This window comes from Flammeovirga agarivorans, assembly GCF_012641475.1.
GTDB classification, from domain to species: domain Bacteria; phylum Bacteroidota; class Bacteroidia; order Cytophagales; family Flammeovirgaceae; genus Flammeovirga; species Flammeovirga agarivorans.
Genome location: NZ_JABAIL010000006.1, coordinates 474,030 through 489,291 on the forward strand (window position 1 = coordinate 474,030; position 15,262 = coordinate 489,291).

The following is a 15,262-nucleotide window of genomic DNA, read 5'->3' on the forward strand; positions in this document are numbered from 1 at the left end:
TATATACCACTTATAACTGGCTTCTTTTTAAATGTGTATTTTAATTCTTGATTAACTTTCTTTGGATAAAGTCACCATTACCATGTTTTACATAAAGAAAATAAATCCCTTTCTTTAATTCACTTAGGTTTAGAGTCATTGAATTTTCTCCTACCCCAAAGCTTTCAATTTGTTTTCTACCTAACTGATCACAAATCTGGATACTATATATTGCACCTGATGAAATAATATTCACTTGATCTCTAACAGGGTTTGGATATACCTTCACAGAAGCATTAATATTATTGACAAATACCTGAATTGGGGAAATAATACTGTATAATCCATCAAGATCATATTGAAGTAATCGGTAAAAAGAAGCCATATTTAGACTAGGTGCTTCGTCTATGAATAAATAACTATTTGTTACTAATGAGTTCCCTTGACCTTTCTTTTTTCCTAGCGTTTTCCACTGGCGACCACCTGTAGAGCTCTGAACTTCGAAGTAGTCATTATTTAATTCACTTGCTGTAGTCCAATTTAATTCTACTGTATTCGAAGTAGTTTTTGCTGTAAAACTAACTAACTCAACAGGCAAATCACTTCCAGTGGCTAAAACCGTAGAAACATTAACTTGTACTGGAGCAGGCATACTAGAACAAACACCGTCCAAAATCACCAGCTGCCAAGTGCCATTTTTATCACTTACCAACTCCGTTGTCCAAACAGGGTCTGTATTCATAAGCATTTGACTACCATTAGGTTCAACCCAGTAATAATCATTTGACAAGCCCTCTTTTGGCATAAGTTTAAGTTCCTGTTTTTCCGTCACTTCAATATCATTACCTTCTTGGTTGTGATCACTGTTAATCGAATAGTTTACCGTAGAAAATTTATCTTCAAATAGATCTGGTGATATTAATTCTATTGTAATCGGATTAAGTCTTCCAAAATCTGGTGTAAAAATCATATCTCCATAATCTTCATCCTTTGTGATTTGAAAATCGAAGCTGATTTTTTTACTATTTAGTGTATTGGTTTCACCATTAGGATATTGGATATCAAAGGCGAGTGGTGAATCATACAAGAACGGACTTGTAGAAGAAAGAATATCTTTCATTCCCCATTTATGGGCTAAATACCCTTCAATAATTATCTGTTCTTCATCAGAAATTTTTCTATCAAAAATGATTACCTCAGCAATCATCCCTTTATGATGTCTCGTTTGGCTATTATAACCAAATTGGCCCAATGTAAGGTCATTATCATTTGTCAAAACAGCATCTTCTGGAAGAGTCAATTCAAAATCTAAATCTCCATTATGAAAAGTCTCTACCAATTGGTCGTCTCTTCTTATCATATTAACCGCAGTTAATGGTATACCATGAGCTGACCCTGAACCATTTTGGTCGTCGCAAGAAATAGACACTTTTCCTGTTGTTGAAACCCTAAAAAACATCCCATCTTCACTTAAACCATTTTTATTGACGATGGTATTTGTTTGGGCAGTTACAGGATCTAATTGATGTACAATAAATAAGGTAAAATCATCATCCAGAATATTTGTCTTATCCTGTTCCAGTAACCTTAATGCCGAACTATTACTTTCTCCAAAGACTAATGCTGGCATTCCATTAAATCCGTCACTGGTAAATGTAGGTGCGTAATCCTCATTGGATGTAATAGCATCATAACCATTGCCTGAAACGTCTGCCCAAGTGGTCACTTTATCATTATCTTCGTATTCTTCACTACTCGCCAATTCATACGCATCCAACCAGACCATAGGGTCAATATCTAGACCTAACTTTACAGAAATATTATCGTCCATACAGGCTACAATTGCTTCAGTATCTTGCCATGTCCCATCATTTAACTTCATCAGAAATTTAAGGTCTGTAGGTATCCCAATTGTATCTATAGCAACATTGGTATCATAACAGCTATCATCCAAGTTTACTTGGCAGATCACCTCATCCCCAGGTTCAAGTACCCCTGTAGATAATTTATTTTCAGTAACATCTGATACTACACCATTAATTGTCCATTCGTAAGTTGGGTTTTCTCCTGGAGAACTAATAATAGCTTCTATATATTCTAAATCTCTGTATAAATTGGCATTATCATTAAATTTAAGATTTACTTTTGGAGTAATATCAAACGACCAATCAATATTAGGCCACGCCTCATCACTCCAGGTAATAAGTTCATTAATCACCTCACAATCGAGACCAAAATTTATCGCCTGTTCAATAACCCAATACATATGATCAGCCCAAAGTGGTTCAAAATCATCACCATCTGTATTCTGATCTGAAACACTAGAAGTGGTCACATCTATCACTGAAGACTTACTAACAGGATCTAGAAAATTAGATGCCGATAATCCCGATGACCATCTCGTCCAATCGTCAATTTCATGTTTTCTAACTGCTTTAATAAATTCTCGACATTGTGCTTCTAACACCAATTTGGTCATTCCAGGTTGAATTTTATCCAATAAACTTGGCCAATATCCTGGTTCAAAACCATGTAATTTTGTTGCTAATCCTTCTCCTTCTTTACCAAAAAAATACCAAGGGCCTTGTACTCTGATTCTAAAACCCATACCATCATTTGTCGTTAAATCACCAGACCATGTTTTGGTCTTATACATTGTACTCAACGAATGATAGTATCGTAATGGTTGGTACAGACCTGAATACCTAGAACTTTTTAATATATAGGCCGGCTGATAATTATAATCCACAGGGCCATTCCACCATTGATACCCTTCTCCTCCTGCTAAGATGGTTTGAAGTTGATACCAAAGTGAAGATTCAAATGTACCTAAAGCGTCTGACTGACCGTCAAATGATAAACAATTATCATCCTGACAACCTGTAAAATGAGGCGGTACTTCAAAAACATGCATTGATAAACCATGAAACCATTGGCGATTTGTTGGGTGGTCTTGCTCATGGTCAGGAATATAATCCAAAGCTTGATCCTGAAGATTAAATTCTTGCATAATCTCAAAATTCTTTACCGCCATTAGTCTAGCCAAACTGGTATTGGCAAACTCTAGAGGTACATCATCCGCTAAAGCCTCTAAACCTCTACCAGACCTTGCTCTCCAATGTTGTTTATCAGAACTACCTTGTGCTAAAAACCACCTGAAATTATATCTAAATTCTTCGTGTGCTTCTCTAAATTCAGCCAACATGGTTGGATCTGCAGCCACTTGTACCATATCAACAGTTACACCATCACTCTTTTTTGGTAGACTTTCAAGCTCTTCTCTGATTATCTCGATCCCTTTTTCAGGGTTTAGTTTACTGTTTTCTGGATTTGTCCAAGACACTCTATCATTATATGTTTCTTCGTAAATACCATCCTTTGTAAATGCATCTTTTGGATGAATCATAGGAAGCCAATGTTTCCAATCTGGAAACTGTAAAGGCATGGGTATGATTGTTCTGTCCTCACCTCCATCTTGATTAAAAAGGTTCGCTACAGACTCCTCATTGACACCGCCTGGAAATAAATAAGGAAGTAAGTCTTCGTCTTTCTCCAGTACTGCATCTAGACCTGCTCCAGCTGCCCAATAGTCGATAGATTTCCCTTCTAACTCAGGACCCGGTTGATATGGTGGATTCCATGGTCTTCCATGACGGTTTACATTATCATGAGTATCTTTTAATGAACGAATATAAGAGGCTATTTTTCGACCTTCGTCTTCTGTAAGTTGGTGAAATTTAGCTCTTTCGATAATTGATTTATTGGAGTAAGAAAATAACTCCAGGTCTCTGCCATCTTGGGTATGACAATCAGAACATTTTGCCTGAATGTTTACATTGGAAACTATTTCATGATTATACCAAAATCCATTATCTCCATCCGCTAAATAATTTGACCATAAATCTCCATTTCTCCACAGGTCCTCTCCTTCGTTAATCGATGTATTATCTGTATATGGTCCTATCCATAGATCAGGATCTTCTTCATAAAAAAACGTATCTGGAAGAATATTTTCATCATATTCATCTAGTAGGTTAAAACGAACAACTCTAAAGCCATTTGAAATTCCATCAGAGTCATTAAACCTAAAATAAACCGTATTTTCACCTTCAATAAAATCATCAGAGTTATAACTCAATCTTATTGTATTATATCCTCCATGAGCCATTCCTCCTCTATTTTCTTCTTGTATTGGTATATCTACAGACTCATGGTTTAAGTTGTACCACTCTCCTTCATTGACCTTAACTGATGCTTTATTTTCATAACTCAAGTTATTTATTTGCATCCATATTTTTTTTGTAGCATTTGCCTCCTCCTCAGTAAGTGTCAGAGTTCTTGGTTCAATGACCCCCTCTTCTCCTAATACCTCTACAGGAAGCATAAATTTCAACCAGTTATCTCTCATCTTACTACATTCATAGAAAAACTCTTCATCGGATAACACTTGGTTAAATACTTTCACTTCTCCCACCATTCCGTCTAAATAATTTGAACCATTCGAAGTGGAACCAATACGAAATTTAAAATAATTGAAATTTGCTTTAGGAACATTTATGGTATGAGTTAAAGCATTCTGAGAGTCCCAAAATGTAAAATCGCCTGTACTTGCATTATAATTACAAGCCATTACTATAGAATGATCTTGGGTTGTTTTAGCTCCTGGTACTGAAAGTGATTGCCCTCCTAAATAAAACTGATATTGTCCATCAGAAAGGTGTTTCATTCCAAATCCAGAGTTAGATGTTGCCGATGTATTTCCAACAATATCGCCTCTATTCCCTTGAAAATTATCTATTTGAAAAGCTATTAATACACTGAAACCTGTATTACTCGCAGCATCTCCTGTAAAATCGAAGATAGAAGCTGCATCAGCTTGGTTCATTAGTAGTAGACAGTTTCGGGATGTTCCCATATCTACCCCATTAATACCAGAAAATGAAGTGGATGATGAAGGGTATTCAACGGTGCCCAAATCAGAAGTGGCATGATGGTTATTTCCGGAAATATCGTTCCAACTCAATACCTTACCGTCACTATTGGTAGTGATATTAGAAGGATCATAAGCAGATAGATGTATATAAGGTTCCTGTGCATAAGTATCAAATATAATGCAGAGGAAAACGGGTAACATTATTTTTGGTAGAAAGTGCCCGAGAGTGGTAAAAATTCTTTTCATACTTTGTGCAGTTCTTGATGTATCGCTGGTAATAATTCATTCATAATGATTGTAATCCTAAAGTATGCTTTGATTATTAATGGCATATTAATCAGACATTAAAGCAATTAATAGAAACTTAACAGGAACTACTTTTTATAGCAAAAAGAGTATAAAAATGGGTAAAATGGGCTGTTTTTATCCTTTTCTCGGTCTAGTATTGGCTAATTTTTTTTCGTTAATTTCTCAATTACACTTAACCATTGAGTATTATACTATTTTAAGTATTCTTTACAACTAAGGGTAAAACAAAAAAATACCTCTAAAAAATTAATTAAAGAGGTATTAATTAGAACTGTTAAATTGGATGAACTAGAGCCATTTCTAATTTTCACTTAACATTATCATCAACAAATATTTAAACTCTCCATCAATATCTTCTATAGTAAATGGATATTGATGGAAAGTTCTATAATTATTTTCCTTCGACTTCAATAAGTGCCGCTTCTTTGATCTTCTTTTGATAGATTGATCTCATTTCTTTGAGCACTTCAGAATATAATGGATCATAAATAAGATTTTTATATTCCTTCGGGTCCTTTTTATAATCATAAAGTTCTGATACTTTCTCATCTTCTCCCCACTGCGTATATCTGTAACGATCTGTTCGTACTGATTTACCTGTTAATTCTCCTCTTCTTGCATAAGTCAGAGCCACTTTTTCGAAGTTTTTATCTTTTGTGTTTTTCAGTAATGGTGCAAGGCTTTTTCCTTGAACAGTTTCTGGAGTTGATAGACCTACTAAATCTGTTACAGTAGGGAAAACATCCAATAACTCCACTGTTTTGCTTACTTCTTCACCATTATTCTTATTACCTGGTACTCTTATTATAAGCGGTGATTTAGCACTTTCTTCATACAACGATACTTTACCATAAAGAAAATGATTACCCATATGGTATCCATGATCACTGAAGAAAACGATAATCGTGTCTTCATATAAGTTTTTCTCCTTCAGTTTAGAAATTAATTGACCTAATAAATCGTCGATGTAAGTAATACAAGCATAGTATCCTTGCATATACCTTTTTCTAGCATCCATCTGAGATAATCCAAAATATATATCTTCAAATGCTTCATACCTTTTCCAATTGGCAATCAATGGTTTTTCATTCCAATCATCAAAAGGAACTTTCTCTGGCTTAATATCTTCTAAAGGATACATATCAAAGAAGCGTTGAGGAGCTGTATACTGAACATGGGGTTTATGAAACCCATAAGCAATAAAGAAAGGCTTATCACCATATGCTGCATTATCGATCCACTCATTAAAAGTAGTTACATTTAAATCGTCTTCTAAAGGCACACCATCTTTTATCGGTAAAGGAAGAGCATGTTCTCCCTGACGGTCATCATTTTTATATTGAGCCCTTAACACTTCCCAAGCTTTTTGCTTTTCTGGTGTATCAATTGGACCATATTGTGCTTCAAATTTCCCTTTTAAATGAAGAACTAAATCATTATCCTTCATTTTTAATTTTCGAGTAGCATCCCATTTAAAATCTTCTGATCTTGGGTGATACACTTTACCTGTATTGGCCACCCAATAATCATTATCCTTAAATACTTTACCAATACTTACAGCATCAGGTCTTGTATCTATTACATGTGGACCGTTAGTGAAAATCTTAGTTTGGTCAGGGTACATACCTGTTAAAAATGATGCTCTTGATGGGCCACATACTGGATACTGACAAAACGCTTGTCTAAATAATACACCATCACCTGCCAGTTTATCTATATTTGGTGTCATTACATCTTTATAACCAAAAAGTGGTATATGAGTATTTAAATCATCTACTGTAATGAATAATACATTTGGCTTTTTCTTATTCTTTGGTTTTTTATCACCATATGCCAATGCTGTAGAGAATAGTGCTATTAGTAATATTAATCTTTTCATTGTTGAGTTTTTCAAAATCTTTAATGTAAGTCACTTGTTGGTGTATGAAATGAATAAATACTTTCTGAAAATAGTTTTCAAATACAGCGTTATTGTTGGGGATACCATCAACGCTTTTCAAAATTCATTTCATACTATTTAAGCTTGATTAAATTCTTCCTTTACTATTTGATCACTACAATTTTAATAGAGACCAATTAATGTAGGTATCAACGATGGATTAATAGATTCTTAATTTAGAGGTACATATAAAAAATACACAAACAACACAATCGTAAATCACTGTATCACTGTTATTTAACACAAGTCGAAAACATACATAAAAATACCTAGAAAGGATTCGATAATCTTGCATTATACACCAACGAAAGTTTATGTAAGAGTAAGATTTAATACATAAAAGGAAAAAATTAAGACTTTTATAATGCAATCACCCACAAAATAATTACTTAAAAAGGTCTTTTTTGAAGTGGAGGTTTTTTAATGATATGCTTTTATTTGTTCCCCCATCAATGGGTCAAAAAATAAAAAAGCTTTAAGTATTACTTAAAGCTTTTCTTTTAGATTTCATCATAAATACAACTTGAATTGGTCTGTTTATCCAGCTTTTCACTTCGCTTCTTTTTAAAATTTTAAAACAAGGAGCATCTCCAACATGGATATACCAAATAGTTGAAATTCTGTTTATTCTGATTTAGGATCAATACCTAAACGTTGATATACTTTACCTCCTCTTCCAAGGTGTTGTCCTATACCAAAATAACCACTCCCTTGCCCTGTCATGACAGGTCTTAATTTATAGATATCGACTAAATTCTTATTGTCTGCTTTTAATATTGCCGTGTCTACTTTAACGTCCATAATTTCTCCAACAAAATGAGTGTGTTTTCCTAAGTTTGTTATTTCTACTACTTTACATTCCAATACAACAGGGAACTCATGAACATAAGGTGCATCGACAAGTTTTGATCTAACGGGAGTTAAAGACAATTCTTCAAACTTATTCATTTCTTTACCCGTATAATGTCCAACCCAATCGACGTAAGAAATGAGTTTTTCGTTCGCTATATTAACAGTAAATGATTTTGTTCTCATCACATTTTTATAGGTGTAGGTAGCAGGTCGTAAAGAAACACCTATGCTTAATGGCTTAGAGTTAACAATACCAACCCAAGATGCGGCCATAACGTTGGGAGTTCCACAACTATCATATGAACCAATAATCCCAATGGGCATAGGAAAAAGAAAAGGTCTTTTACCTACTGATTTCTTTACATGTAGAGAATCCATAACAGCTTCTGATGTAATTAAATCATTAGCAATTTTCTCCTCTTTACTTTCATCGTAATTAAACTTAATAATTACACCAATCAGTATTAATACTAATACAATATTTAATAGTTCACTAAGTTTCATAAGACTTTATATTCTTTAGTATCTCTAGAGTTTTTCTTTTTAAAATTATCGATCACAAAACCTGTTGGGCATACTTTACACCACGGCTTTGAGTAGAATAATGAAAGGCCAATAAATAAAGCTCCGAAACCTAACATCCAACCAGATACAACTCGTACAGAAAATGAGGGAAAGGGTTCAACATAGGATAATTCGGGATAATAGCCAATGAGTATACTACCAATGAGGAGTATAGAAACCACCGTTTGTACGGGTAGGCTTCTTACTTTAAGCCAATTCATATTTCTCTTTTGAAAGGGAGAAACTTTTCCGGCTAACTCTTGAGCCGCTCCAAAAGGACACATATAATGACAATAGAATTGTTTTTTCGTTGTTAACGGTAATACCAATGACAAGACGATCAATACTAATGAAATAAAATTTGAACTTATAGAGATACCATGAATCACCCAACCATGTAATAATGATATTGAGATCATCTTTTGATACATAAAACCAAGAACTATTACTACCATGACCAATAATGTCGTACGGTAACTTTTCATTGGTTTATAATAACACACGATCAGCCCAAAGATGATCGTAGCCATTGATAAGACAAATTGAATGATTTCTAACCAAGACATCCCTTTTTTATGGAGTTTTTTACCAGTCAATTCAGATAGAGTTACCTGCACTGTTTCTATGATTCCATCACTGGTTTCTGTTGCTGAAGTTATACCATCTACATCCAAGTACATTGCTCTGTCAAAAGGCAAACCGTTCCAGGAATCTAATAATTTATCATCAACGATATACTCCATATATTCGTCAGATTCATTGTGCTGTAACAATGTCATTCTATGAATGATAGAATCATTATTATAACTAATCAACAATGGAACTTCTCCTGCAAACCCTTTTACATCACTAGCATAACTATGTGTAGAAAGTGCATATCCGATGATATCTTTATGTTTATTGTAAATGATAAGCTTACCCTCATTTTCACTGGTAAAATATCTAGCATCAGCATACAAATTCGTTACATCTTGAATACTGATTGTGATTTCTTTTTTAGGAGTATTGTCCAATAATTCAGAAATATTCCAACCTCCTGAAAAACCTACTGCTACAACTAATAGCATAATCAATGTCACTCTATAGAGGTTATAAACTTTCAGGGTTGGTTTCTTTTTCTTTGCAGTAATCTTTTTACGACTGCTTTTATTCGCAACCCTTTTTGGTACTTTCTTTACTTCTACTTTATTCATCATTTATTGTTTTCCAAAATCAAGTCAAATGGCTAATAGTTGAATTAAAAAAGTACATTCACTATAGAATAATGAATGTACCTGACTACATTTTTCAATTACTGTTTGATTTCGTCACACGTTATAACTTTATTACTATGAAAGTTATATATATACTTATTTTTCTTACTATATAATTGATATACTTAGCTTTAGCATCGTACTTTAGGTGAACATATTTTATTAACGTATTGACGTTGCCTGTTTAATTTTTCTACTTGCCTGTCCAATTATCTTTAAGTAATGGTCAGAAGGTAACCCTTCGTAATCAGCAAATACACCATTTACTGGAGGCTGATTGGTTACTTTCATGATTGCTGTTCCTTCATCTATTTCATCAAACATTGCTACATATAACATCTCAGATCCCTTATTGATCGTTATATCTATTTGTTTGTTCAGGAATTCTCCTTTTGACCTTGGAATAGCATTTAATGATGCATTTATACCATAGCCTCTATCCCCTTTCACATTTTGAAGGTTATACCAACTAAAACCTGGATAAATGGTAGGTACATAATCTACTCCCATTTGCTTACACCATGCGATATCTTCTGAAACCTGTTCCTTATAGACATCATTTTGTAGATGTTTCATTTTAAAACGACCAACAAACCATGGCTGAACAATGTCTACCTTTTTAATAACATCATGTAGAGCAGGATCAGGAAGACAATCTCCTTCTAGGCTTCTAAATTTAGTAGGTACACCCAGCATTACTGAGAAACCACCATATTTAGGATCATTTTTTAAGAAATTGATAAATCTTTCAATCTCACTACTTTGTATTGAGTATTTTCTATCTACAAAACCAACTCCCCAAATAGATACCAAAGGTTTTCCATTATGATGTAAGTAGTTCTTTTTATTCTTTCCTTTATTAAAGTGGAATTCACCAATTAAAGATTTCCAATCAGCTACTAACGTTTCATAACAGCTTTCTTCTTTCTTTAATCCAGAAAGGTCATACATCACAGCTATTGCTCTGTCATATTTGTTGGCTGCATCAAAAGCATTAGAAAGAATTTGTGTTATTTCTTTCCTTTTCTCTTTATGATTAGTGTTTTGGTAAAAACGTTGCATAAATACACCATCAATACCATACTCTTTCATCCACTTAAAATGTAAGTCTACTGTCGAAGCATCTAATGAACTAAATACTTTAGCTTTAGAACCATCTTCATTTTTAAACTTAGTAGAGTATTGCTTTTTATATTCCCTCACATCTGGCCACATATCGATGGTGATTTGATCAGGCCCAAATTTATTGCCTCGACCAAAGTGCCCCCAGCCCTGATGTCCACCATCGCCAGGGGCTCTAAACCATCCTTGATAACCACACATCACAAGACCCTTATAGGAAGGGTAGTTTAATTTCTCTTTTTTCTCCTTATTAAAACTGAATAATAATGTAAGACAAGTAATACTTATTATTAGAATAGAAGAGAGTTTATATAATTTCATTTCATCTATAATTTATATACAAAATATGTTTCTGTAGAAATAGATGTTTATTTTTCATTTCTATGCTTACAAACTTAGGCTAGATAACAAATGATAAATTAATCAATACTTAATTAGATTTTTTTGTAAGACAAAACTGTACAAAAAACTACCGTAATCGGCGAAAAAAAAAATTACAGGTACAAGAGCAAATACTTGATTAATCACTTAATAAGGTATTAATGTGGTTTTAATAAGTAACAAACTCGCTTTTTTAGCTAAAATCAACACCAAAATTCATCTACCCTCTATATGCTTCTCAAAAAACTAAAGAATGAATTTATAATAACAGAAAATTTTAAAATTTGGGTGTTTTGTCTTTCAAATCTACCTTTTTCCATGGATAAAAGAATACTGATTTCCACAAGAATTGATGAAAAGTAGTTTCATAGATAGAACGCTAATAACATAAAAACAAAGGAAACAAGCAGCAATTAACACTGAATAACAACGACTTACATTTCATTATTAATTCATTATATGATAATTAATCTTCAATTAATACCAAGAAATAACTTTGAGATGTAATATTTAACAATGATGACATGAAAAGAATTATAACTGTACTTGCACTCTTATTTGTTTCTGCAAATGTTTTTTGTGCTAATCCGCCTAAGAAAAGTAAGAAGACTAACCTCTTATTTATTGTTACTGATCAACAACAGTATAAAGCTCTTGGCTTAGCGGGTAATAAAGTATTAAAAACTCCAAACCTTGATAGGTTAGGAGAAAGTGGTGCTTACTTTGTTAATGCATATTCTTCATGTGCAGTATGTGGTCCTGCTCGATCTTCCATCTTAACGGGTAGAACAGTAGAAAATACTGGGGTAAATACCAATGACAAAACCTATTTTTATACTAAAGAAAAGGTGATGCAATACCCTACGTTTGATGAGATCTTAAAGGCCAATGGTTATACTTGTGAATATTATGGCAAGTGGCATGCTATGTCAAACAAGGCAAAAATATATAGCAACCCTGAAAAGTATGCTAAAAATGGAAAATACGCTTTTGATCATGGAGGACAAAGTTTCTTTTACCAAGATTGGTTAAAAGCAAGTCTAAAGAAAAGAGCTTTAGAAAATGGAGAACATCTAGATAAATTTACTAAAAGACCCTATACTCCCGATCCAATAGATACATTCTTTGGTCAGGAATATAAAGATATCAAGCATATCAAGAAATCTCAACCAAACTTTCATGGACGTTTAAATATTCCAAAAGAATATACAATGACTGCCTTCCAAGCTCAACAAACAATAGATGCTTTGAAGAGGTTAAAAAATAAACCATTCAGTTTAACATGTTCTTTCCATTATCCTCATGCTCCAATGATTGTTCCTGAACCTTTCTACAGCATGTACAAGCCAGAAGACATGACTCCTCCTGAAAGTATTAGTGACGATATGCTGAATTCACCATATATTAGAGCCAATGGTCGTAAGGCATTACCTGAATATTCAGATCCTGAAAAGATTAAATACATGATCTCAAATTACTATGGTCTAATTACTGAAGTGGATTATTGGATTGGTGAAATTATAGATACTGTAGATAAATTAGGTCTTACAGAAAATACTTTAATCGTATTCACAAGTGACCATGGTGAAATGTTGGGTGCACATGGCTTAAGAGAAAAGAATGTATTCTACGAAGAATCTGCTCATATTCCATTACTAATGAAATTACCTAACGTAATAGAAGAAAAATCTACAGTTGATGGTTATGTTTCACATATTGACATCTTCCCTACTATCTTGGATTATTTAGGTGTAAAAGCACCAGAAAGTGATGGTAAGAGTCTAAGAGACATGATTAACGGTGACGAACATGAGTACGGTGAGTATGTAGTAACAGAATGGAACTATAGAGGAGATGTTTCTCCTAACTATATGATCGTAAAAGATGGATGGAAACTTATGGTCCCTTATTCTGTTGAGTCAAAGGTTATCAATGTACTTTATAACTTAAATGAAGATCCACATGAAATGAATAACCTTTTAGGAACGAATCCTGAACAAGCAAAATATGCCGATAAAGCAGAGGAACTAAGAGCAACTCTCCTAGAATGGCTTCAAAAAAATAATTCACAGTTTTATGAGGGAGTTAAAAACAGAACTCTTGTAAAAAATATGTAAGCTATTCATCTCTATAGAAGGATAGTTTTAAAGATAAATCTCATACTTCTCTTTTCATGTCAAACACTATTATTGGGCAAAACAATCTTTGTATTGTCTTTATAATAGTGGGTGATATGGAGTCAAAAAAATAGAGTAGTTAAAATACTGACCTTTTGGTTTATGTAGTGAATTTCATGCCTTCACCCCTATTGTAGAAAAGGTTGCTACCAACGGGGATGGTTGATAACTATACATATGTTTCTTCTTGAGGAATATACTTGAATTATAGAATTAACTCCCGTTGGTACATCTACTTGTTTATATCTACAAATATGAAGGGTATTAGAATGAACTACAAAAAAAGAAAATAATCAGATATATATAATTGTTATCACATTATTGAAATAATAAAAATGAATTGATAGATAGGTAAAATTAGAATAGACATTAGGGTATTACTCTTGCTCAAGAACTCCCAATACATTAAAAAGAGCAACTCTTTAATTTAGTAATAAATCTGCAACAAGGATGAAATACATATCCAATGAACCAGCTATTGCAGAAGATACTTTCAACGAAATAGATTTCTTATTACAACGCAATAAACAAATAATATTATGAAACAATTACTATTACGATCATTATTCATGGTACACATGATAATGCTTGGTATAGCATGGAATACTTATGCCTCGACAGACAAATACCGTCTGACTTTTAGGGATGACCCAGCAACTACCATCAATATTATTTGGAATCAAATTTCGGGTGAGAATCCTGTTGTACACTATGGTGTGGTAGATCATGGGACAAATGCCGATGCATACGCTATGACAAAAAGTGTAGACCGTTCTGTAGAATATAAAGGAATGAGTAATCAAATTGTTCGATTAACTGGTTTACAACCCAATACCGCCTATTATTTCGTAATCAAAGATAGTGAAGGAACAAGCCAACGTTTCTGGTTTAAAACAGCTCCTTCTTCTTCTTCAGAGCGTCTATCATTTATTGCTGGTGGTGATTCTCGTAACAACAGAGAACCTCGTCAGAACGGTAACCGTATCGTGGCAAGACTTCGTCCACATGCTGTATTTTTTGGTGGTGACATGACTTCATCAGGTACTGACGAACAGTGGCAAAATTGGTTTGACGATTGGCAATTGACAATTGGTGAAGATGGCCGTATGATTCCGATTGTTGCCGCAAGAGGTAACCATGAAAGTTCAAATGGAATGATCTATGACCTGTTTGATACGCCTTCTACTGATGTTTATTACGGAATTACTTTTGGTACAGATCTACTGAGAGTATATACACTTAATACAGAGATGTCTATCACAGGTGATCAAACAACTTGGTTGGCAAACGATTTAGCAGCGAATGCAAATGTTCATTGGAAATCTGCTCAATACCATAAGCCTATGCGACCACATGTAAGTAGTAAGTCAGAAGGAAATACACATTACAGCAGTTGGGCAGACCTTTTCTACCAAAATAATGTCAAGTTAGTTGTAGAATGTGATGCACACACAGTAAAGACAACTTGGCCAGTAAGACCTTCTACCAATACAGGACATGATGAAGGTTTTGTTAGAGATGATATTAGTGGAACAGTATATACTGGTGAAGGTTGTTGGGGAGCTCCATTACGTTCTAACAATGACAATAAAGAATGGACAAGAGACAGCGGAATGTTCAACCAAGTTAAATGGATTTTCGTTGATCAATCAAAAATTGAACTAAGAACAATTAAAGTAGAAAATGCAGAAAGTGTTGGTACTGTTAATGATAGCAATATTTTCTCTGCTCCTGCAAACTTAGATATCTGGGC

The 15,262-nt window shown here is 33.7% G+C and carries 7 protein-coding genes; 2 read left to right on the top strand and 5 right to left on the bottom strand.

The genetic code is table 11. From position 1 onward, the window contains the following. Positions 1 to 40: 40 nt before the first annotated feature. The 5 genes from HGP29_RS20100 to HGP29_RS20120 form a co-directional block, all read right to left on the bottom strand. Complete coding sequence (locus HGP29_RS20100) at positions 41 to 5,158, bottom strand: T9SS type A sorting domain-containing protein (RefSeq protein WP_168884222.1); 5,118 nt, start codon at positions 5,156 to 5,158, stop codon at positions 41 to 43. Between the two features lie 454 nt (positions 5,159 to 5,612). Further along, positions 5,613 to 7,100 (bottom strand): sulfatase, encoded by a 1,488-nt coding sequence (locus HGP29_RS20105; protein WP_168884223.1) that lies wholly within the window; start codon positions 7,098 to 7,100, stop codon positions 5,613 to 5,615. Between the two features lie 684 nt (positions 7,101 to 7,784). Further along, positions 7,785 to 8,516, bottom strand: coding sequence for a flavin reductase family protein (locus HGP29_RS20110; RefSeq protein WP_211093349.1), 732 nt, complete (start codon positions 8,514 to 8,516; stop codon positions 7,785 to 7,787). Continuing rightward, positions 8,513 to 9,772 carry an FMN-binding protein gene (locus tag HGP29_RS20115; RefSeq protein WP_168884224.1) on the bottom strand — a complete coding sequence of 420 codons (1,260 nt, stop codon included), beginning with the start codon at positions 9,770 to 9,772 and terminating at the stop codon, positions 8,513 to 8,515. The genes HGP29_RS20110 and HGP29_RS20115 overlap by 4 nt, the downstream gene beginning before the upstream one ends. Before the next feature lie 219 nt (positions 9,773 to 9,991). After that, positions 9,992 to 11,272 carry a glycoside hydrolase family 71/99-like protein gene (locus tag HGP29_RS20120; protein ID WP_168884225.1) on the bottom strand — a complete coding sequence of 427 codons (1,281 nt, stop codon included), beginning with the start codon at positions 11,270 to 11,272 and terminating at the stop codon, positions 9,992 to 9,994. A gap of 584 nt (positions 11,273 to 11,856) precedes the next feature. On the opposite strand from HGP29_RS20120, the gene HGP29_RS20125 reads away from it, so the two are divergent. Beyond that, positions 11,857 to 13,449, top strand: a complete 1,593-nt coding sequence (locus HGP29_RS20125) for a sulfatase-like hydrolase/transferase (protein ID WP_168884226.1) — start codon at positions 11,857 to 11,859, stop codon at positions 13,447 to 13,449. Positions 13,450 to 14,048: 599 nt separating this feature from the next. Then, on the top strand, positions 14,049 to 15,262 hold a 1,214-nt coding region (locus HGP29_RS20130), incomplete at its 3' end, for a purple acid phosphatase family protein (protein ID WP_168884227.1).